General features: G+C 40.4%; 16 protein-coding genes. 6 read left to right on the forward strand and 10 right to left on the reverse strand.

Translation table 11 applies throughout. From position 1 onward, the window contains the following. Positions 1 to 155 precede the first annotated feature (155 nt). From VB083_RS09850 to VB083_RS09875, 6 genes are read left to right on the forward strand one after another with little or no spacing between them, the layout of a single operon-like run. On the forward strand, positions 156 to 1022 hold the full coding sequence (locus VB083_RS09850) for a GGDEF domain-containing protein (RefSeq protein ID WP_213701061.1): 867 nt from the start codon (positions 156 to 158) through the stop codon (positions 1020 to 1022). Between the two features lie 56 nt (positions 1023 to 1078). Continuing rightward, positions 1079 to 2575: a DUF2334 domain-containing protein gene (locus VB083_RS09855; protein ID WP_213701060.1), complete on the forward strand. Its 1497-nt coding sequence runs from the start codon at positions 1079 to 1081 to the stop codon at positions 2573 to 2575. After that, positions 2572 to 3834 carry a glycosyltransferase gene (locus VB083_RS09860; protein ID WP_213690558.1) on the forward strand — a complete coding sequence of 421 codons (1263 nt, stop codon included), beginning with the start codon at positions 2572 to 2574 and terminating at the stop codon, positions 3832 to 3834. The genes VB083_RS09855 and VB083_RS09860 overlap by 4 nt, the downstream gene beginning before the upstream one ends. A gap of 2 nt (positions 3835 to 3836) precedes the next feature. Further along, a complete protein-coding gene (locus VB083_RS09865; RefSeq protein WP_323402012.1) occupies positions 3837 to 6326 on the forward strand; it encodes a cellulose biosynthesis cyclic di-GMP-binding regulatory protein BcsB in 2490 nt (829 codons plus the stop codon). A 43-nt stretch (positions 6327 to 6369) separates the two neighbouring features. Beyond that, the gene (locus VB083_RS09870; protein ID WP_307880006.1) at positions 6370 to 7830 is read left to right on the forward strand and encodes an S-layer homology domain-containing protein; all 1461 of its coding nucleotides are present in this window, start codon (positions 6370 to 6372) and stop codon (positions 7828 to 7830) included. Between the two features lie 11 nt (positions 7831 to 7841). Continuing rightward, positions 7842 to 9521: a hypothetical protein gene (locus VB083_RS09875; RefSeq protein WP_213691474.1), complete on the forward strand. Its 1680-nt coding sequence runs from the start codon at positions 7842 to 7844 to the stop codon at positions 9519 to 9521. Here VB083_RS09875 and VB083_RS09880 read toward each other — a convergent pair. The 10 genes from VB083_RS09880 to hypA form a co-directional block, all read right to left on the reverse strand. After that, the gene (locus VB083_RS09880) at positions 9475 to 9669 is read right to left on the reverse strand and encodes a hypothetical protein (protein WP_213695220.1); all 195 of its coding nucleotides are present in this window, start codon (positions 9667 to 9669) and stop codon (positions 9475 to 9477) included. The two genes, VB083_RS09875 and VB083_RS09880, sit on opposite strands and share 47 nt — an antisense overlap. 151 nt (positions 9670 to 9820) lie before the next feature. After that, positions 9821 to 10588, reverse strand: a complete 768-nt coding sequence (locus tag VB083_RS09885; RefSeq protein ID WP_213691472.1) for a transporter substrate-binding domain-containing protein — start codon at positions 10586 to 10588, stop codon at positions 9821 to 9823. Positions 10589 to 10624: 36 nt separating this feature from the next. Next, positions 10625 to 11845 (reverse strand): argininosuccinate synthase, encoded by a 1221-nt coding sequence (locus tag VB083_RS09890; protein WP_213691471.1) that lies wholly within the window; start codon positions 11843 to 11845, stop codon positions 10625 to 10627. Positions 11846 to 12195: 350 nt separating this feature from the next. Continuing rightward, positions 12196 to 12984: a 5'/3'-nucleotidase SurE gene (gene surE / locus VB083_RS09895; RefSeq protein WP_307880004.1), complete on the reverse strand. Its 789-nt coding sequence runs from the start codon at positions 12982 to 12984 to the stop codon at positions 12196 to 12198. 32 nt (positions 12985 to 13016) lie between these two features. Further along, entirely contained in the window at positions 13017 to 13619 is a 603-nt protein-coding gene (locus VB083_RS09900; protein ID WP_213691469.1) for a site-2 protease family protein, read from the reverse strand. Positions 13620 to 13627: 8 nt separating this feature from the next. Then, complete coding sequence (locus VB083_RS09905; protein ID WP_323402013.1) at positions 13628 to 16246, reverse strand: CBS domain-containing protein; 2619 nt, start codon at positions 16244 to 16246, stop codon at positions 13628 to 13630. Then, on the reverse strand, positions 16243 to 17124 hold the full coding sequence (gene coaE, locus VB083_RS09910; RefSeq protein ID WP_323402014.1) for a dephospho-CoA kinase: 882 nt from the start codon (positions 17122 to 17124) through the stop codon (positions 16243 to 16245). Before coaE ends, VB083_RS09905 begins: the two co-directional genes overlap by 4 nt. Beyond that, positions 17084 to 19066: an ATP-dependent helicase gene (locus tag VB083_RS09915; protein WP_323402015.1), complete on the reverse strand. Its 1983-nt coding sequence runs from the start codon at positions 19064 to 19066 to the stop codon at positions 17084 to 17086. The genes coaE and VB083_RS09915 overlap by 41 nt, the downstream gene beginning before the upstream one ends. Then, positions 19063 to 19722 (reverse strand): hydrogenase nickel incorporation protein HypB, encoded by a 660-nt coding sequence (gene hypB, locus VB083_RS09920; RefSeq protein WP_213691465.1) that lies wholly within the window; start codon positions 19720 to 19722, stop codon positions 19063 to 19065. The genes VB083_RS09915 and hypB overlap by 4 nt, the downstream gene beginning before the upstream one ends. After that, positions 19706 to 20068 carry a hydrogenase maturation nickel metallochaperone HypA gene (hypA, locus tag VB083_RS09925; protein WP_213691464.1) on the reverse strand — a complete coding sequence of 121 codons (363 nt, stop codon included), beginning with the start codon at positions 20066 to 20068 and terminating at the stop codon, positions 19706 to 19708. Before hypA ends, hypB begins: the two co-directional genes overlap by 17 nt. Positions 20069 to 20110: the final 42 nt, after the last annotated feature.

A 20110-nucleotide genomic window follows, 5' to 3' on the forward strand; every position in this document is an offset into this window, starting at 1 on the left:
GTCATGGCGGGTTTACCTCCTATATCCTTTATTTTGGTTGTTTGAGCAACACCAGTATAAAGGAGAGGTGCCCGCCTTTTTCATTATCTCTTTCACTTTACCTAAGTAAACGGAACGAAACTCTGGCCCATCTACAATATAAGGGGGGATATCCCTTGACAGGGCAAACCCAGATATACAAGAAGCGTTTACTGCTCTTTGCGTTTGCGATCTTTATTGGTTTTTCTGTCGTAATGACGTGGTTTTTCATCAACTATGCCATCCCCTTTGAAGATTATGTCATGACTCTCCTTGCAGCAACTGCTCTTTTCATCGGATCGATCTGTGGCAGTACCACCTCGCTCATATTTTCTCTTGTCATCCTCTTCCTTTATGGGAGTTTTAAGGTTGGCTTTGCCTTATGGAGGCAGAATCAAACACCTGTTGATGCTTCTCGTCTCTTTTGGCTTCTTATCGTTCCCTTTAGTGGATATGTGGGTGGTGGCTTAGAGAAAATTATTTCAGATATAACTGAACGGCTGACAATTCTCTCTACACAAATTGATTCTCTTGTAGTCATTGATGAACAAACCGGTCTTGAAACATCAAAACGTTTTGCCTTCCGTATGAATGAAGAGTTGGCCAGACAAAAAAGATATGGGGGATACTTCTCTATTCTGCTTATTAAAGTCGCCTTTCTAAAAGAATTAACAGATGTGCACGGAGAAAGAGCAAAAGGACTCGTTATACGTAACGTTGCTCAAATATTGAAGTCTAGTAAAAGAACAGAAGATCTTCTTGCCCGAATAGATGAAGCAGAATTCGCCTTTTTGCTGCCTAATACTGAAAGAGAAGGAACTGATATTTTCGCAGAACGTATTCGGCAAAAATTACAATATGTAGATATCGCACTGGGAGAAAATGACTTTAGGCGTATTCGATTGACACCACAAACAGGAAGTGCTGTTTGTCCGGCAGATAGTCAAGAGTATGTCTCTTTAATGACATTAGCACGTAAAGAGTACGAGTATAGTCATCATTAAAAAATGAAATTAATAAAAGTATGAAAAAATATATATTGCTTCTTTTAATGGGATGTATGATTTTTCTATTTTTTGCTTTCCCCCTTTATGGGGCGCCTTATCAGGTTACTGTTCTTTATGACGAACCTGAAAGAGATAGTGCTATGTTTGTTGCCAACTTATTAGGCCATTTTGAATACATAAATATAACAATGAATACGCTACAAAAAACAACAGCAAAGACATTACTCGAACCTGATGTCATCTTTTATGTATCGAGCATAGACTCAAACTCTCCATCAATCGAAATTCAAAATGTTCTTAGCTCAAGAGAGAAAACAACCTGTTATGTTGGAACACATCGTTGGCTTGGAACGAGTACTACTCCAATAACAACGACACATATAACGTATAAGGATATACGTTTCAGAGAAACGTTATTTCGCATGTATCCTCTTCAATTGGGAGATGAATGGAAAGTACTTTCAACGCTTGATGACGGAGAGCAGCTTATACCCTATGTTGCACGTAAAGGGAATACATGGATTTTTCAAGGCGTAGCTACGTCCGGAATAAGTTATCTTATATTTGCTGATCTTTTACATGACGTTTTGGGGATTCCTCATGCTCACGTAAAGAAGGCAATGGTTCGTCTTGAAGATTTAAATCCATCATATTCTGGAGAAAGCTTAAAAAAATTACGACAAACTATAGATTACCTCGCATCAAACTCTGTTCCCTTTGCCATGGCGGTTTATCCTGTTTTTGTAACTCCAGAATCTAAATATGCAATACGGCTTGTTGATAATAAACCGTTTTTAGAAACATTAAAGTATGCTGTTGAGCATGGCGGAACGATAATTATGCATGGGACATCACACCAATATAAGTGGATATCTGGAGAAGGCTCAGAATTTTGGGATATATCTGTAGATCGTCCTATACCCAATGAAAGAAAATACTTTCACGAACGCATGCAATACGGACTTTGGATATTTCATCAGGCAGGGTTACAGCCAAATTACTTCGAAGCACCTCACTATAACTTTCCTCTTTCATTGCAAGAAGAGTTAATAAATTACTTTAACACTATTGCTGGAGAGCTTATGGTTAACAATAAAACATATCAAACAACACAAGCTTTTCCATATATTATAAGGAAAACAGTGTCAGGGCTTAGCGTTCTGCCAGAACAAGTTGGATATATAGCTTCAGGAACCCAGCTTCTTTCATTGAAAACTATTGAGGAAAAGGTGCGTATTATTACATCTATCGTGCGCGATCCCTTTATCTGCTTCTTTTATCATCCTTATTTAGCGGGCGATGAGTATTTAAAGGAACTTATACCTTTTATTAGAAATATGGGATACAGTTTTGTCGATACAGGAACCATGGGAGGCAAACTGTTATATACGCCTAAAGAAGTGCCAGATTTATGGCCTGTTCCTCCTTCTGATTCACAAAAAATGCTTTGGGCATGGTTCCCTCTTATAGCAGGAGGGATAACCGCTTTCATCTTACTTTTTGTGTATGTTCGCCTTACCAGACGGCGAAGAAAGGATCTTTTTAAATGACACTAATAGACGGCGTTTTTCTGTTCAGTCTTATCGTTATATGGACAATGCTTCTTTACCATGCCGTGCTGTCATTTAGCGGCTACAAATATTCTGTGCACGCAGAACGAGAAAAATGGCACTTCGATTCAACAACAGCAGAAAACCTACCTTATGTCTCTATACTTATTCCAGCACATAATGAAGAACTTGTTATAGAAAAAACACTTATAGCTATAGGACGACTTGAGTATCCTAAACATTTGCTCGAAATTATTTGCCTAAACGATAACTCCACAGATAGAACAGGCGAAGTAGCCAGAAAAGCCGCACGGAGCATTGGCCCTTATGTGGAAGTCGTTGATGTTCCTGAAGACAGAGGTAAAAAAGGGAAATCGGCCGTTTTAAATTATGGATTAGAGGTCGCACAGGGAGAAGTTATCGCCGTTTACGATGCTGACAATACTCCTGAGAAAAATGCTCTTCTCTACCTTGTGCGCAATCTCATAGAAGATAGAGCACGTCTCGGTGCTGTTATCGGTAAATTTCGTACGCGGAATAAAGATCGTAATTTATTAACACGCTTTATCAATCTTGAAACCATTTTCTTTCAATGGACGACTCAAGCAGGGCGTTGGAAATTATATAAACTCGCTACAATTCCAGGAACAAACTTTGTAATATGGAAAGATCTTATACAGTCTCTTGGAGGCTGGGATGAACGAGCTCTTACTGAAGATACGGAACTTTCTATACGTATCTATCTTCGTAAAAAAGCAATAAAAATGGTTCCTTACGCTATAACATGGGAAGAAGAACCATCGTTGTGGAGAGTGTGGTTTAAACAAAGAACCCGATGGGCACGAGGAAATATTTATGTTCTGAAAAAATACTTCTTTCCTCTTTTGTTTGAAGGCCAATGGAAACTTTTTTTCGATATGCTTTATCTCTTTATGATCTACTTTCTTTTCTTAACGAGTCTCACGGCTTCTTTATGCATCTTTATTTTGGGAATCTCTGGTTTGAGCCGAATTAATCTACAAGGTCCATTCAATGCACTATGGGCTCTTTCCACTCTTCTATTTGTTGTAGAGCTTTCAATAACACTTACGGCGGAACCAGGAGAAGATCGTCTCAAAAACATCTTTTTAGGATTTTTAATGTATTTTTCTTATACGCAACTTTGGCTTTTAGTAATGTTCAATGCCTTGTTCCACCCATTAATAAAAATATTTAAAAAAGAAGAAACCTTCTGGCACAAGACTGAAAGGACGGGATAAACATGAAACGAATAACAACTTTTATATGCTTCATATTGGTATTTTTATTCGTTTTAACGCCACAAGCGAAAGCAGAAATAACAAACGTCCGTTGGGGAATTCATACAGGAGGTATTCGCCTCGTCATTGATATGAACAGACCAGCTTCGTATTCTTTTACACAGAATGCTAATCAGATTACTCTTACAATAGCAGATGGACTTTATCGCCCCTTCACTGGTCAGCTGCCCTCCCCGGCCCGTTCCTTCTCTGTTCAAGGAACAGCTGGAGAAACCAAAGCTACGGTTTTTCTTTTGGAGCGAAATCTTTCTGTAAATCACTATATCCTTAAGAATCCAGATCGCATTGTTGTAGATATTCGAAAAATAGACTATACGCCTCCCAAACAACCCATAGCAGAGGTAGGCGAAGCAGAAAAAAAAGCAGTTTCAATAACTGATGAAGCCGTTGATAAAGATTCAATAGTAGCTAACCACGTACTCCAGCACCATACTGGAATAGTACTTCCTCCTGGAGAGAGTCTTAATACTGTTTTAGCAGTAGAAGACATTCCCATGCACATAATCTTCAGCGGAACAACCCTTTACTTCAACCTCCCTGCAAACTGGAAAGCTCTGGAAGGATCATATCTGGAGCTTATTACAAGCCACTCTGAAATACTCGATACAGATATTTCCAGTCTTACTGTAACACTTAACGGACGTAGAACTACAACATTACGTATGAAAGATATTAACCAATGGAAAGGGATCTCAAAAATTCCTCTCGATCCCGATAGCATGGTAGAGGGAGTCAATTCGCTTACAATAGATGCTATGCTGCACTCTAATCAAGATAGATGCTCAAATGTAAATAACCCAGGAAACTGGCTGCGAATTCATAGAGAAAGCCTGGTTCATCTTAAATATGTACCGTCTGTAGAATTAGCCCTTAATCAATTCCCGGCTCCTTTCTTTGAACCAGAAAACTATCAGACGGACAATACCCTTATTGTTCTTCCAGATGCGCCATCAAGTCTTGAAATTCAAGCAGCTGTAGACCTTATCTCAAGTTTCACTCACAATGTGCCTTTTAAGGATTTTTACCCCTTAATAGTAACAATGAGTGATGTAACTCGAGATATCGCAATGAAACATCACATTTTATATTTAGGAAATGAAGACCGTTTCACACAAGAGCTGTTAAATACATTCGATTCAACCCAAAAACTTGAAAAGGGGAATGTTTTTGCCTCTGTATTTTTGAATAAAGAAGCCTTCGGACGTATGCTTATTACAGCTGGGAATGGAGAAGATCTTTGCTTCGCCGTACAAGCATTGTTAACACCTGAAACACGCAAACAAATGCTTGCCTCCGCATCGGCCATTCCAACGTCATTACCTCTTCCCAAGACAATAGACGTTCCTCGTGACGTTGCAGATGTCAGTCTAGTCGATATAGGACGAAGCGATGTTGTATTTCGTGGAATTTTACAACATCAAGAGACAGTAAATTATCAGATTCCACCTAACTGGAAAATTAAGGGGAACCCTATTCTAGTTCTTATGTTCCGCCACGCCCCAAATCTGGAAGGAAAAAAATCAGCTCTTGAAGTTGATGTAAACAATGTTCCAATGAAAGGAGTCGCTCTTACTCCTGAAAATGCAAATGACGGGCGTCTATCTGTTCCGATTCCGGCAGAGAGATTGAATAATGGTTTCATCTCTTTCCAGTTGAAAAGTTATCTTGATATAGACATTCCAGATTGCACAAAACGCTTTATGGAGAGTGCATGGCTAACTATCGATAGAAACTCGTATCTACATATTCCTCACGACATCGTACCTTTGACAGCACGACTTTCCAACATGCCTTACCTATTAGACGGGAAAAGAGAGCTAACTATCTACACAGAAAAAGAACCCACAGGCAAAGAGCTTTCTGCGCTTTCTGTTATTCTTTCTGCATGGCAAAGAACATTGCCGTGGAAAGTAGTATTTCATATCAAATCATTTGACGAATGGACAGCAGGAAACAATGAAGAGAATCAGTTGCTGCTTGTTTCTGTAGCGACATTGCATGAAAAAGGCGTTCCTCTTCCTGTTGGGTACGATCCGGAAAAAGAAGAAATTCTCTCTGGTGAGAAAATTCCAGTGCTTCCTGCATTTGCAAACCAAAGTGCACTTCTTTCATTAACTAAACAAAATGGAGGTATTCAAATTATTTCCACATGGAATCATAGAATGCCTACAACTGTATCTTTCAGACAGGCCCTTTTAGATTGGAATATCGATGGGGACGTTGCATTTATATCCCCCATTGGTGATGCAATTCCTTTCTTCACCTCTATAACCGAGGAAAAAATAGAAGAAAAGCCTACTCTTTCTTTCTGGCAAAAGGTACTCCTTCTCTTCTCGTCTGATCGAAACTATCTTGGAATCTTTACTCTTGTAGCAGTAGCTATAATGTCAATACTCCTCATTGCTCTCTTTGCACGAATACGACGGAAATAAGAGCATGTAAGGGATATTTCTGGGGGATGTATAGGAGATAAAAATGACAATTATTTCTATGCTTTGCAACCACAAAAAGAAAATATATATAACTTTAATTGTTTTTCTTTGCTTCTGGGGGTATTCTCCCTCAGAAGCACAATCCCCTTTTACAGACTTACCAGAAGGCCATTGGGCATATGATGCCATTCATCAACTTGCTTCTGCAGGAATTATAAAAGGCTATCCTGACCATTCCCTACGGGGAGACATATTGCTTAGACGTTATGAAGTTGCAGAAATGTTAGCTAAAACCATTGACCATGTCGATATCGAAAAAATCGATGTTGCCCAAGTGATCGCTTTAAAAAAGCTGTTACGCGAATTCCAATATGAGCTTACGGCTATTCCTTCTAAAACCGACCTTCTAGACAAAAGGATAACTACATTAGAAGAAAACATTGGAAATTGGAGATTTTGGGGAACCTTTCAATTTGACGGTAGACGATTTAAGGAAGACATGGGGCCAGGAATAGGAACCCATGATTTTCGTCCTGCTGATTTTTATCTCTGGTTTTCTAAAATTATCGACAGCAAAACAACATTTGTAGGACGATTAGGTCACTATGATAGTAATGACCCCAATTACAAGGAAAATTTAAAATGGGATTATTATTGGATTGATCTTACGCTTCCCCGAGATTTCGCATTAAGGACTGGACGTTGGTACTACGATTGGGAAGCCGAATCCCAAATTTATACAGATGCAGATGCTTTTATGGGAGATACTATTCATACTGGATATTACCTGACGAAAAATCTGCCATTAGGGCAATTTGTTCTCTTTGTAGCACATGATGACAAAGTAACATCTGAAGAAGAACAAAGTCTTTACGGCATTAGATGGACACATCGCTTTGATGAGCGCTTCCGCCTAGCTATTAACGGCCTCTATCACGATTATTTTAATGATTCAAGAACAAACCCCGATATTTCTGACTGGAAAGTCGCATGGCTCGATTTCGAATATGCCCTGAATTTCAACACCTTTTTTAGGGGAGCTTGGTACGTTGAGGATCTTGAGAAATGGGCCTATCCAGACGATCAATCTCCTCAGGCATGGAAGGCTATTCTTGACATAAAACAAGAACAATTGAAATTGACAAACCTCTGGATTGAATACGCACATTTCGACAAAAACTTTAAGACAGACCATCAGCCATGGAATAAATACTCTTTCGAAGTTACCCCTCACTTAGGTGAGTTTTCTACAAACGTATTTTTTATAAAGACTGTTCAAGATATTTCTGAAAAATGGACTACCTTTCAGCGATACGCCAATATACGCTATGAGAACACAGGCGGAAATGATTACGACACTACAAACTGGTCTATCGGCGTTCGTTACCATATTACCCCTTCTGCCTTCTTTGAACTACTTTATGACGATATTCATTACGGGGACGCTGAGGCAGACTATCTCGACAACAACATGTGGCATTTTAGAACAGAAGTAAACTTTTAGAGGTGAATGATATGAAGAAAATGCTCTGCATGTTTCTTTTATGCCTTATATTGGCTACTCAAACGAAATTGGTCTATGCTTCCCCTTTACCCAATGAAACTCAAAATCCAGATATTTTTGTCTTAACAACAAAAGAGACCTCAGACTCTTCTCTTCTTTCTCTTTTAAACAATTATGGTTTTAAAGCGACAATGTCTTCAGACATTCGCACTGCTCAACAAGCTTCATTGGTCATCGTTCCAGGAGAAAGTGCACAAGAAATGTCTCAGAAAGATATCGAAGAGTTACTAAGAACAATTAAACAATCTGCAACACTTTTAACAGACTCACCTAGCCTGCTGTCACAAACAATTGGTCTCTCTTGGTCATCAAAAAAAGGGTTGGTACCTTTCTATCTTTGGCAAGGAAAAAGAAAAAACGTTGTAGAACTTCCTTCATCATTACCTTTTGAAGTATTTAGCGCCCCGTCTCAAAGCCGCATATTGGCCGAGACAGCTCTCAATGAACCACTTTGCGTTGAATTTAAGTATAAAAATGTTCGCTGCGTTTACAGCGCGCTTCCTCTCAGCGCTTCCATTGACATCGGAACAGTGTATCCCTTTTTCTTTGACCTTTTGCAATATGAATGGAATATTTTGCCCGAAAAACACGCCCCTGAAAAAAATATATCTACTCTTTCTATCATGATTGACTGGGGCTTTTTCTATGATCGAGATCCTGTTTCTTTTGCGAAGCAAATCGCTTCTGAAGGCTTTTCACGATGTATTTTAAGTGCCTGGTACACTTCGCCTGATTATGTTGACTTCACAAAAAAATTTATTGAAGAAGCTCACAAACAAAATATGACAATAGAAGCGTGGCTTGAACTTCCATTGGTTTCGGAAGAGTTTTGGAATACATACCCTGAGTGGCGGGAAAAGACAGCCTTGCTCTCCGATGCTTTCATTGAATGGCGACCTCTTATGGCTCTTGAAGACCCAAATTGCTTCAAAGAAACCATCCGTTTTTTGCAGAAACACCTCAATTCCTTTTCTTGGGATGGTATCTATATTGCAGATCTATATTTTGAACATCCCGACGAAGGAATTGGCGACCCCGCACGTTTTACGCCTATGCATCCAAGCTTCAGAGAAAGCTACGCACAAATACATAGGAAAGATCCCGCTTCTTTCTTTTTGCCTGGAAAGGATATTAGTGAAGAAGATCAAACAACATTGCTTCAAACAAGAAGAGAAACTTTGACTCAGATATATACACAACTTTTAAAAGAGCTGATGAAAGAAGATCAGTTCCAGAATAAAGAAGTTGCCTTGATTATGCTTGATTCTCTTAGCTCTCAGCACCTTGCAGAAACAGCTGGAATTGATAGCCAGTCCCTTCTTTTCTTAGCTAAGGAGAACAAAATACCGTATATCGTCAGAGAACCCTATGCCCCTGATCTGGAACAACAAGAGAGAGTAAACTCTCTTGTTCGTGTATTGAATGAGCATTATGATGAAAACCGTACAGGTATTGTTTTAAATGCTGAAAGTCAGGGAATCCCCCTGTTGGAAGCTATTAGAAGTTCACTTTCAGTCTTTCCACAATATACTCTTTTAAATTCGTACTATTTACTTAATAAAGAAGACCTCGAAATGCTACCTTTTATTTTGTCTCGTGAGCAGAAAAATAGCCCACAGCAAGAAGAATAACGACCCAAAAATATCTAAGTTTACCTTGAAATAGAGTCCCGATACTTTCTCGACCTAGAAAAGCTGTTAAGCCAAAAATAAAAATAACTATAATTGTTAAGGCAATGAGGACCTTACCGCGAGGAGTCAATTTTTTAGGTTCTGTCATTTGTTATAGCATCCTCCTTAATGAAGTAAGAGCTACGATATCAATTTATATTGTACAACGTAATAAAGAGTCTGCCAAAACAAAAAAGCACACCAACCAATGTGGCTAATGTGCTTTTATAGTATTTCTTACTCTTACAATTTTTAGAAAACTAATTCTTTTTAGTATTCCACTTTTTATGTAGCTCGGAAATAAACCCTTCTTCTTCTAGTTCTTTTAGAACTCCATTTACAGCATCAAGAAAAGCGGGATCTTCCTTGCTTACAGCTAGTGCCTGTTTAGCTCCTTTAAGCTCTACTGTAAAGGATTTTTCAAGCTGCCCCTTAAATTCGTCACTGTTAATATATGTTTCAGCAACAGTCTCATCCATAAATGAAGCATCCGCCCTCTTCAGAGCCACTTCTCGAACAGCGTCATTCAATTTTGGAAACCGTTTCACCGTTATACCTTCAATTTCAGAAACAAACACATCTTGCGTTGTAGCAAGCTGAACAGCGATTGTCTTCCCTTTAAAATCTTCAAGACTCTTCATCTCAGCGCTACCAACAGGAAGAACAAAAGCACTCAAACTCACCATATATGGGGTAGAAAATGCTACCTTCTTGCTTCGCTCCTCAGTAATACTCAAAGCAGCAGCTATCATGTTAATTTTTCCCGTTAGCAGCGAAGGAATCACTCCATCAAAAGCCATATCCACCCATTCAACTTTCTTCCCAAGGCGTTTCCCAACTTCATTAGCAAGGTCAATATCAAAACCTACAAGAGCTCCTGTTTTATCATGAAACTCAAAAGGAGGATATGAACCAGATGTTCCTACAATTATGGTGTCCTTGTCCATAATTGAAGCAGCATAAGCCGGCACTCCTATCATTCCTACAATAAGCGCTAAAACCACCAACCCTAAAACTACCTTTTTCATTATCATCTCTCCCCTCAACACTTTTGTAATGTATAGTTAACAAAAAATCTCAACTGGCACTTTATCCTTATGTACCTGTTTCCAAGTCTTTAAAGGAAGCCCCCAGATTTTGATGAACCCAACTGCGGCCTGGTGATCGAAGGCGTCTCCCTCTGAGTATGTCGCTAAATTCTGTTGATATATAGAACTCTCAGATTTCATGCCTCGAACAACGGCTTGTCCTTTATAGAAGCGAACTTTAACAACGCCATTTACATATTCTTGTGTCGTATCAACAAAACTATCTATAGCTTCCTTCAAAGGCGAATACCAATATCCCTCATATGTGAGTTCTGCATATGTAGCTTCCAGTTCTTTCTTTGCTGCCAACACTTTTTTATCAAGAGTTAGTGTTTCCAATGCTTTATGAGCCGCAATAAGTGTAATAGCTGCTGGACATTCATACACTTCCCTACTCTTAAAGCCTACAAGACGATCTTCTACCATATCTATTCGACCCACGCCGTGTTTTCCAGCAATTGCATTTAGAGCAAGAATGAGTGAGGGACCATCCATTTTTTCTCCGTTTAGCGCCACCGGTATTCCTTTTTCAAAAGTTATTTCAACAAATTCCTGATGGTCAGGAGCGTTCCAAGGATCTACAGTCAATGTATATGCATCAGAAGGTGGCTCATTCCATGGATCTTCTAAAATTCCACATTCGATGGATCGTCCCCAAAGATTTTCATCAATACTGTATGGAGATGCCGTAGTTGCCTTAACAGGAATTCCGTGTTGCTGAGCATATTCCATTTCAGCCTCTCGGCTAAAGTGCCAATCCCGAACTGGAGCAAGTACGTCAAGTTCTGGGTTCAAGGCGTTAGTGCATACTTCTATACGCACCTGATCTTGTCCTTTCCCTGTACATCCATGAGCTACTGCTCCGGCATTCTCCTTTTTAGCCACCATGGCCATAGCCTTGGCAATCAAAGGACGTGAAAGTGCAGAGTTAAGGGGATACGTTCCTTGGTACGTAGCATTTGCCTTCAAAGCTGGCCAAACAAACTCTTTAACAAATTCATCTTTTAAATCCATAACATACGCTTTAGATGCACCACTTTTAAGTGCTTTCTGTTTTGCTTCTTCCAAATCCACAGTCTGTCCAACATCAGCAGTCATAGTAATGACTTCATATCCTTTTTCTTTGAGCCACATAGTTGCTACAGACGTATCAAGACCGCCACTATAAGCAAGTACCACCTTTTTCTTATCAAGCATTTCAAAAGCTCCCCTTTCACTCATCCTTAAAAAAACAAGCCCGTCCCCAGTATTACCAGGGACGGGCTTGATACCCGCGGTGCCACCCATATTAGCGAAAGACCAAAAAAAATTTTGTTTCTTTCACTCACTTCATTACCTCTACTTGACTATTCGTCTTTCTTCGAGGTTAGCTCAAGGGCTCTATTCTTCCCCCGTTTAACTAAAAAGGCTCTCAACCGGTGACCTTTTCTCTCTGTCGAAAAGAGGAGGGAATACTTTTCCCTTTCATTGCCGCACTATGCTTTTTTTATTTATTGAAAGCATTATACACGACAATGAACCTTTGTCAACTGTTTTTTTTAAAGTGACTAAAAGTTTATTTTTTCAAGTCCATTATTCGAATAACGTTCAACCGACGGATAATGAGTCATATCCATATGTACAGGCGTAATCGACACATAACCGTTCGCCAAAGCCCAAACATCACAACCTTCAATAAGCTGATCTTCGGGACGACCTGATACCCAAAAATAAACTCGGCCATGGGGATCTCTCAGTTGTGTAACTTTTCCTTCATAAAGGCGCACGCCTTTGCGTGTAACACGTACTCCTTTTAAAAGAGGGATAGGAAGATTAGGCACATTTACATTAAGCAAGACACCTTCATCTAGCGGTTCCTTCTCTAGAACTTCTAGAATTTTTCCTATAACGATAGCTGCCGTATCATAATGGCATACTTCGTCACGACTGCTGCAATTCAGTGAGACAGCAATTGAGGGGCGCCCCATAATAACGCCTTCCATAGCTGCCGAAACAGTCCCTGAATAGGTGAGATCATCTCCTACATTAGGCCCATTGTTTATTCCCGATATAACCATGTTGACCTCAGGAGATACTTCCTCGACTCCTAAAACAACACAATCAGACGGAGTACCATCACAAGCATAAACCCTCTGACCTGAGGGATAGACCCCCTGGCTAATTTCTGATAAACGAAGAGGGCGAGTCAAAGTAATGGCATGTCCAACACTGCTTCTCTCTCTATCAGGAGCAACAACCGTCCATGTATATCCTTTACTGGAAAGATAGGAAGCTAACGTTACAAGACCCGGCGCAAATACACCATCGTCATTTGTCAAAAGTATCTTCAATATCACTCATCCTCTCTCAACTCTGCATATCAATATCACTACAATATCAAGCGAATCAGGAAAAATACAATGGGGTTCATTACGGCTTGGATTACACCGAGAGCCAGCAAAAGCATAAGAATGATGAACCCATAACGTTCCAGCCAGAAGTACTTTTCCAGCCAGTGAGGAGGCATAATAGAGTAAAGAACTTTTGAACCATCAAGTGGCGGAATTGGGATTAAGTTAAAGACAGCCAATCCCACGTTGATTACAACCATGAGAAACATAAAAAGTCGAAGAGCCGGATTACCCAAAAAGAAAGAAGGGAAGATACGAACAAGTATTCCTACCAAAGCCGCTGTAAGCAAGTTGCCCACCACTCCAGCAATAGAAACAAGAAAGAGATCTCGTCTCGGTTTTTTGAAATAACGAGAATCTATGGGAACTGGTTTGGCCCAGCCAAAACGGAAAATCAGAAGCATTATTGCTCCAACGGGATCTAAGTGTGCTAAGGGGTTAAGTGTCAATCGTCCTGCTCTTTCAGCTGTAGGATCACCTAATATGTAAGCCATATAGCCATGGCAAAACTCGTGAAATGTTATCGCCCACAATACGGCAGGAAGACTCAATAATAATTCAGGTAGAGACGGAAAATGCATTGTTACTCTCACACTCCTTTAATGGGGAAGTTGCGTTGCACCCAAGCGAGCTCCTCTTCTTGAGACGTTAGCTCTTCATCAAGACAACGATCTCTCAACTGAGATAAAATTTGTCCAAGTTGCGGCCCTCCGCGATATCCCATTTGAATTAAGTCACGGCCAGTCAAGTAGCTCTTTGTTTTATGGAGCTTCGTTAAGAAAGAAAGTATTCGCCGTCGTACTCTCCATCGCTCCGTTGCAGCGCTCCAGAACAACGCTGTTACTGGAGATACTTCATAAAAATAGTGGTAAATCTCTGAATTCTTTTTCGGAATTCGACCGCCGAGATCTTGCTCAGCTGCACCAAGTCCGTCGAGGGATTGTACCATGATTTCCCGTTCTCTTGGAGCAAGACTTAAACGATCTAATACCGATGATTGTATAGTTTCGTCAGATTCCATTGCTAGTGCTGCAAGAAAAGCAAGCCACTCGTCCCCTTTAAAATCAGGAAAATCTCTTGAGATTCTAGCCAGAAACGCCGAAAGACGACGAATGGTTCTCATTGTCGTTTTACCAATTCGTATTCCTGGGAAAAGAATATCCCATACCGATAATTCCGACATTCTTTTTAATGCAGGATAGGGATTTTTTTCCTGCATTGTCAACTCTAGTTCACTACGAAGGCGGTACCCAGATAATCGAGATAACAAACCACCACGCAAACAACTCGTTAAAAGCCTTAACGTATTATCTTCTATATGGAAATTTAAGCGTTGTTCAAGGCGAATACCACGTATAACTCGCGTAGAATCTTCTACAAAACTTAAATTGTGTAAAACCTTGAGCGTCTTCTTCTTCAAATCCCGCCGACCGCCAAAATAATCGACAAGAGTTCCCCATGTTGAAGGAGTGATAGAAATTGCCATAGCATTAATAGTAAAGTCTCGTCGATAAAGATCATGTTTTAATGAGTCGCTTGATACTTTTGGCTGAGCAAGTGGATATTCATAAAATTCACGTCTAGCTGTAGCAACATCTACTTTTACACCATCTCCAAAAACAAGAGTCCCAGTCTTATAACGTTCATGAACTGATATGTGACAATCTTCCTGTTTTAAACTTTTTAAAAAATCGACAGCATTACCCTCAACAACAACATCTAAATCAAGGCTTTCTCTACCGAGCATGAGGTCTCTCACTATGCCTCCAACGATATATGCTTTCATGCCAAGAGCTTCCGCTCTTTCTCCCAGATAGGTAAGCACTTCTAATTGCCTTGGTTTCAACTTCTTCTGCAAAAGAAGTTCTAAATTGTCAGACCATGGAAGCTCCGGCGCAATTTTTCTCTCTTCAGGAGGGAGCGATTCTGGATACAGTGCTCTTACGAGATCTGTACGTGTAATGATACCTACTAACTCTTTCCCATCAAGCACTGGAAGTCTTCCTATGTTATGAAAGACAAGAATTCGATGAGCTTCTGAAATGGAGGCTTCTTTTGCTACGGAAATAACACTCTCTGTCATAAATTCTTTGACAAGGGCTAATCCGAAACCATGAAGCTGAGCTTTATCAAGGTCTTTCCGAGTAATAATACCTCGGACCCTCCCTGCAAAAACAACGGGGAGTGCTGAATGTCCATAACGAATCATTGTTCGGTAAGCATCATTTACAGAAGAATCAGGCTCAACAGCCATAACAGGACTCGTCATAATATCTTCAACTTTGAGCCGTGGTTGGATTGATTCTTCCAATTTCTTTTCCAACGTTTCAAGAATGGAAAGAGGGCGAACATTATGTAGAGTAACAGAGGAAGCTTGAGGATGACCTCCTCCGCCAAGATGGGCTAAAAATTTTGATACATCGAGTATGTTTTCATGGCTTCGCGCGACAACATACGTTCTCTTCTCCATCCGAACAGCAGCTAATGCAATATCTGCCGTGAAATAGTCACGCAAGCGGTGAACGAAAAGAGAAAGGCCATCAACATATACAGAAGACGCGGTATAAGAAAGAACTACCCGCGCTCCATTAATATAACGAACCCATGCATTTTCTATAAGTAAATCCAATATTCTCCGTTCAGAGGCTGAGAAACTCATTTCAATATGAGCTGGGATAATCGTTAAATCAGCACCCAGTTCTTTCAAATTCGATATAGCTGTAAAATCTCTAACAGTTGTACCACCGAAAGTTAAACCACCCGTATCTTCGTAGATTCCCATGGCAAATAGTGTCGCTTCATGGGGAGTTACATGAATATGACGCTGTAAAAGAATTTCTACAAGAAGAGTGGTCGTAGCACCTACAGGATCAATAACCATTAATTCTCCATCAATATCATCTGATGAAGGAGGATGGTGATCATATACATGAACTGAAACGTCATGTCTACCCAAAAGTGTGGCAAAGGGACCAATTCTTGATCGGGAACGTGTATCGACAACAATAAGCTGCGTTACCTCATCTTTTCTTACTTTACGGGGAGTCACGATGGGCCAACGTTGAGGGAATTTCCTTAAAAAGTCGCGCACAGTTCTACTGGTTGATCCGGATAAAGAAAGAACAGCATCAGGATACAGCTTCGACGCAGCAACCATACTCGCTATAGAATCAAAATCGTTTCCCATATGACTCGTTATTATTTTCACCCGACAATTTCCTCCACCAGATTATTTCTAAGAGGTCGAGATAACCGACGAAGAGCGTAACATTCAGCGTCTTCAATACTTTCTTCATATAACATTTTTTCGAGAGAAGGCCAATGAAATTCACATGAATAGCCACGCATCATATACCGCTTGCCCATGGAAAGAGTTCCGCCTTGCACAAGAGCATTCGTCAAAGGCTCGATTTCAATTCTTGACACGAGACCTGATGCTCCTAGCCGTATGGCCGCTTTACGAAGAACAAGTTCATGGGAAGAATATGCTCTGATTTCACAAAAAGCTGCCATTTTTTTAAACATAGCAGCATATCGGCTTAGACTTTGCTCAAGATCATGAATAGAAACATCGTTTCTCACAACTAAATCGGCTTCTTCCGCTTTCTCATCAGCATTGCGAAGAAACCGCTCTCGACGTTCTATCTCCTCTTTCGTCCAGCCTCGAACTTCATTTCTTGCAAGACGCAGCTCAAGGGGAGCTGTAACATAGACAGTAAAGTCAATCCACCATGGAACGCCGTTTTCAAAAAGAAGCGGTATTTCGTCAACAACCCATCCATTTAAAGACGTTACTTGTCGCTCCATTTCCATGCGAATTGTAGGGTGAAGCATAGAACATACCCATTCATATTCAGAGGAGTCAGAAAAAACAATTGATGCTACAGCAGAAGGGTTAATCTGTCCGTTAGAAAGAAGAACCTGGCTTCCCCATCTCTCACTTGCTCGTCTTAAAACAGTGGAATCCTTCCACGCTTCATGCGCCAAGACGTCTGCATCAATAATACTTGCACCAAGGCTTTTCCAGATTCGACTTACAGTAGACTTACCAGCCCCAACGTCTCCTGTCACGCCCAAAACTAGCATAGGACATCTCCTCCTCGCCCCGATCATCAACATTTTTGGTCCCGTCTGGAATCTCCCATAAGAAACGGGAAAGGCCATTACGAAAAACGGTTCCAAAAAGGCGCCGACTTCGCGCTCCAGTCATATATAATTTCTCTTCTGCCCGTGTCATACCAACATAGCACAAGCGTCGTTCTTCTTCGAGACTATCTTGATCTTCTAAACATTTAAAGTGAGGGAAAATAGCTTCTTCGAGTCCGACAAGAAAAACTACGGGAAACTCCAATCCCTTCGCGGCATGTAACGTAAGGAAATTAACAGCCCCCATATCGTCCATATCAGTTGTTTCAAAATCTGTAAAAAGAGCTACTTCCGCCAAGACCTCAGCTAAATCTCCACCAGTAGAAATTAACGAACCTAATTCCCTGATATTCTCAACTCGCTCTTCCCAACCATCTGGGTCATCTTTCTTTAATTGATCTTCATACCCTATGCTATCAAGAATGTAAAGAAGAACATCGCGGAAACATCCGGATTTTCTTAAGATGTTTTCCATATGTGTAGCTAACTCCATAGCGCCTGTTTTAGCTTTACCTGTCAAATCTAAATCTTTCCCCGAAGAAAGAACAGACCATACTTGCTCTGCTTCCATCGCTGGGAAGGAGGCCAATATAGAAGAAAGCTTTTCTAAACTTTTCTTCCCCAGGCCACGTGTAGGAACGTTTGCTATTCTCGAAAGTGATGCTCCATCAAGAGGATTGACAGCCAACCGCATAAAGGATATTACATCTTTAATTTCTTTACGATCATAGAAAGCTGTTCCTCGCACTACTCTATAAGGAACTCCTTTTTCAATACATTTTTGCTCATAAATACGGCTCATTGCATTTATTCGATATAAAACAGCCATGTCTCCATATTTATAGCCTCGGAAATCATGTAATTTTTTAATTTCTGATACGATGAAATCCGCTTCTTTATACTCGTTAGGAGAGAGAAGCACATAAATTTTTTCTCCCATATCTCTGGCAGTCCAAAGATTCTTCTGTTTTCTTCGGATATTGCTGAGAATGACCGAATTTGCCGCTTTTAATATATTACCTGTAGACCTATAGTTCTGGTCAAGAACAACAACTTTTGCAGCGGGGAAGTCTTTCTCAAAATTTAGAATCATTGTCATATCGGCTCCACGCCAACCGTATATGGATTGGTCAGGATCACCCACAACCATAATATGGCCTGACGTTCCGATTAAACGGCGTAAGAGCAGATATTGGGGTTTATTAACATCCTGGTATTCATCAACAAGAACCCATTTCAAACGGGCCTGTTCCTTTTTGCACAAATCCTGATCCGCTGTTAGAAGATGAAGAGGCAAAATAAGAAGGTCGTCAAAATCTACTGCATTCTGTTGACGAAGTTCATCATTATATTTTCTATATACTTCATGTTCTATTCCTTCAAGCCCAACAGGTTCAAGGGTTTTCGGGTCACCATCAGTCTTTGCCTTCGAAATACGATCAAGAACGTGCGTTGGGTCAATTTGTTTAGGATCCAGTTTCAGATCTTCCATCACTTTCTTGACAAGAGCTCGGCTATCGTTGCGATCAAAAATAGCAAAACCCCTTTTCAAACCAATAAATTCCAACTGGTCACTATTGCGAAAAAGGAAGTGCAAGCCAAAAGAGTGAAAGGTGCTAACCTGCATTGCCGAAGCCTTCTCTCCAGAAATGGCTTCGACTCTCTCTTTCATCTCTCTAGCTGCTTTATTCGTAAACGTTACAGCTAAAATCCCAGATGGAGACGCATATCCCTTTTCAATCAAATAAGCAATTTTATGGGTTAAAACTCTTGTCTTACCGCTTCCTGCTCCTGCTAAGACTAAGAGGGGGCCATCACAGTAACGTACAGCCTCCTGTTGTCTAGGATTTAATTTATCTAATATAGAATCAGCTACAGTCATACAGAACGTTTCTCCTTTATCCATGATTCAATTAAACGTACCCACTCATCAATCCCTTTACCCTGCAAAGCTTCCACCTCAATATAATTCACATTAGGATTGAGATGCTTTAAATCATTTTTATATAAGTCCATATCAAAAGGAATGTAGGGTACCAAATCCATCTTCGTCAGAAGCACTGCCTTTGCTTCAGAAAAAAGATGAGGATATTTAAGGGGTTTATCAGCACCCTCAGGAAGACTGCTCACCGCCACTTTCATGTCTTCTCCTATATCAAACTCTGCCGGACAAACAAGGTTTCCCACATTCTCTATAAAAATAACGTCAAGATTATCAAGAGGAAGCTCTTTAAATGCTTCACTAACCAAATTCGCTTCAAGATGACACCCGCCATGGGTATTGATCTGAATAGCTGGTACTTCTAATTTTGCCAAGCGTTCGGCATCTCTCGACGTAGCAATGTCACCTTCAATAACAGCGAATCTAAAAGAAGCCTTCTTTTTGGTAGCTTCAAGGAGAGTGGTTTTACCTGCTCCAGGTGAACCTATAATATTGATAACGAGAATCCCTCGACGAAGAGTTTCCTCACGCATACGACGAGCATATTCTTCATCAGCTGCCATTACCGATTGCTTAATTTTATACACTTTCGCCATGACACTCCTGCACCTCCACTGACTCAATATCCAACTCCATGCCAGATAAAACATCTACGTCAAAACCACCACAAAAGGGACAGACAAAGTCCATTTGATCTTCTCCCCATTCTTTAAGACATTTTTTACATCGGAAATGCATTGGTACTTCGATTATTTCCATTTTGGAACCTTCTAGGGGAGTATGTTCTGTCGCTATCTGGTAGGCAAAAATCATGACATCAGGAATAACCTGACGCATCGCACCGACATGGAGGGTTACTTTTTCTACGCGTTCCCAACCATATTGTTCTTTGAGCTGAAGTAGAGATTCTATCACCGACTCGACAAGAGACATTTCGTGCATAGTAACCCCTCCAAACACATGTAACAGAAAAAAAGGCCCCCA

The sequence above is a fragment of the Aminobacterium sp. genome (assembly GCF_034926885.1).
Taxonomy (GTDB): domain Bacteria; phylum Synergistota; class Synergistia; order Synergistales; family Aminobacteriaceae; genus Aminobacterium.

Coding starts and splice junctions, on each gene's coding strand:
- VB083_RS09885 (WP_213691472.1), bottom strand. CDS start 10,588: ATGAAAAAGGTAGTTTTAGGGTTGGTGGTTTTAGCGCTTATTGTAGGA.
- hypA (WP_213691464.1), bottom strand. CDS start 20,068: ATGCACGAAATGTCTCTTGTCGAGTCGGTGATAGAATCTCTACTTCAG.
- VB083_RS09900 (WP_213691469.1), bottom strand. CDS start 13,619: ATGCATTTTCCGTCTCTACCTGAATTATTATTGAGTCTTCCTGCCGTA.
- VB083_RS09855 (WP_213701060.1), top strand. CDS start 1,079: ATGATTTTTCTATTTTTTGCTTTCCCCCTTTATGGGGCGCCTTATCAG.
- VB083_RS09880 (WP_213695220.1), bottom strand. CDS start 9,669: ATGACAGAACCTAAAAAATTGACTCCTCGCGGTAAGGTCCTCATTGCC.
- hypB (WP_213691465.1), bottom strand. CDS start 19,722: ATGGCGAAAGTGTATAAAATTAAGCAATCGGTAATGGCAGCTGATGAA.
- VB083_RS09870 (WP_307880006.1), top strand. CDS start 6,370: ATGACAATTATTTCTATGCTTTGCAACCACAAAAAGAAAATATATATA.
- VB083_RS09915 (WP_323402015.1), bottom strand. CDS start 19,066: ATGACTGTAGCTGATTCTATATTAGATAAATTAAATCCTAGACAACAG.
- coaE (WP_323402014.1), bottom strand. CDS start 17,124: ATGCTAGTTTTGGGCGTGACAGGAGACGTTGGGGCTGGTAAGTCTACT.
- VB083_RS09865 (WP_323402012.1), top strand. CDS start 3,837: ATGAAACGAATAACAACTTTTATATGCTTCATATTGGTATTTTTATTC.
- VB083_RS09890 (WP_213691471.1), bottom strand. CDS start 11,845: ATGCTTGATAAGAAAAAGGTGGTACTTGCTTATAGTGGCGGTCTTGAT.
- VB083_RS09860 (WP_213690558.1), top strand. CDS start 2,572: ATGACACTAATAGACGGCGTTTTTCTGTTCAGTCTTATCGTTATATGG.
- VB083_RS09875 (WP_213691474.1), top strand. CDS start 7,842: ATGAAGAAAATGCTCTGCATGTTTCTTTTATGCCTTATATTGGCTACT.